General features: G+C 76.6%; 2 protein-coding genes and 1 pseudogene. 2 read left to right on the forward strand and 1 reads right to left on the reverse strand.

What is annotated here, in order from left to right:
• Positions 1-235: pseudogene (locus AOK24_RS44750) on the forward strand (hydrogenase formation protein HypD); the annotation flags it as partial.
• Positions 232-1,266 carry a hydrogenase expression/formation protein HypE gene (gene hypE, locus AOK24_RS44755; RefSeq protein WP_055725515.1) on the forward strand — a complete coding sequence of 345 codons (1,035 nt, stop codon included), beginning with the start codon at positions 232-234 and terminating at the stop codon, positions 1,264-1,266. The pseudogene AOK24_RS44750 and the gene hypE, both read left to right, overlap by 4 nt.
• A 184-nt stretch (positions 1,267-1,450) precedes the next feature.
• Here the strand turns inward: hypE and AOK24_RS47165 are convergent.
• Positions 1,451-1,562 (reverse strand): DUF2399 domain-containing protein (locus AOK24_RS47165; RefSeq protein WP_159052255.1); only part of this gene is annotated, 112 nt, incomplete at its 5' end.

Genomic DNA, 1,562 nt, shown 5'->3' on the forward strand with positions numbered 1-1,562 from the left:
CGCCCCGTACGCCCGGTTCGGCGCGGTGACCCGCTTCGACGTGGGCGACCTGCACCCCGTCGAGGACCCGGCCTGCATCGCGGGCGCCATCCTCACCGGCGCCCGCGTCCCCACGGACTGCCCCGCCTACGGCACCCGCTGCACGCCCCGCCACCCCCTCGGCGCCCCCATGGTGTCGTCCGAGGGCACCTGCGCCGCCTACCACGCGGCCGGACGCGCAAGGAGCGCCCCATGACCATCGAGTGCCCGGCACCCCTGCGCGAGGACGAGGTCGTGCTCCTCGGCCACGGCGCCGGGGGACGCCTCACCGCCGAACTCCTCGACGAGGTGATCCTGCCCGCGACCGGCGGCGGGATCGGCCCCCTGGAGGACGCCGCCCTGCTGCCCGGCCACCGCGACCTGGTGATCAGCACGGACGGCTTCGTCGTCAGCCCGCTGTTCTTCCCCGGCGGGGACATCGGCTCCCTCGCCGTCCACGGCACCGTCAACGACCTCGCCATGCGCGGCGCGCGGCCCCTCGCGCTGGCGGTCTCCCTCATCGTCGAGGAAGGGCTGCCGCTGGCCGACCTGCGGGCCGTCATGCGGTCACTAGGCAAGGCGGCCCGCGAGGCCGGTGTCCCCGTCGTCACCGGGGACACCAAGGTCGTCGGCCGGGGCGCCGCCGACAAGCTGTTCGTCACCACCACCGGCGTCGGACAGCGCATCCGCGCACTGGACCCCTCCGCCGCTCTGGCCCGCCCCGGTGACGCGGTCCTGCTCTCCGGGCCGATCGGGCTGCACGGCACGACCGTCCTCAGCACCCGCGAAGGGCTCGGCTTCGAGAGCGACATCGCCTCCGACACCCGGCCCCTGCACCGGCTGGTCGCCGCCCTGGCCCCGCTGGGCCCCGCGGTCCACACCCTGCGCGACCCCACCCGGGGCGGGCTCGCCGCCGCCCTCAACGAGATCGCCCGCGACTCCTCGATCGCCGTCGAGATCGACGAACACGCCGTCCCCGTCCCCGAGCCGGTCGCCTCCGCCTGCGACCTCCTCGGCCTCGACCCCCTCGTCGTCGCCAACGAGGGCTGCCTGGTCGCCTTCGTCGCCCCCGACGCGGCCGAGCCGGCGCTGACCGCCCTGCGCTCCCTGCCGGAGGGCGCGGGCGCCACCCGCATCGGCGAGGTCCTGCCGGCCGGCCCCGCAGGCCGGGTCACCCTGCGGACCCTGGTCGGCGCCCGCCGCATCGTCGAGATGCCGCTCGGAGAGCAACTCCCGCGGATCTGCTGACGCGAGTCTGCCGGCGGGGGCTCCGGCGCAGCCACGCCTGGAGCGCGCCGACCGCACCAGCGCCTGAGCCGGACGACTCGGCCGGTCGCGGATGCTTTGAGCGCCCCCGGCCCGGCGTTGACCGAGCGAGGCGAGGTGCCTCCTCGGTGCTGGGGGCGCGCTCCACCTCGTAGCCGCCGCGGTGTCAGGGCGCGAGGTCGGCCAGCAGGACGTCCAGGACGGTCTCCTCCTCGATGCGCAGGCCGAGTTCGGTGAGGGCCGGGGCCAGGCCGGGGTCCCAGGGGGCGGCCGTGGGG

This window comes from Streptomyces niveiscabiei (assembly GCF_001419795.1).
Classification (GTDB): Bacteria; Actinomycetota; Actinomycetes; order Streptomycetales; family Streptomycetaceae; genus Streptomyces; species Streptomyces niveiscabiei.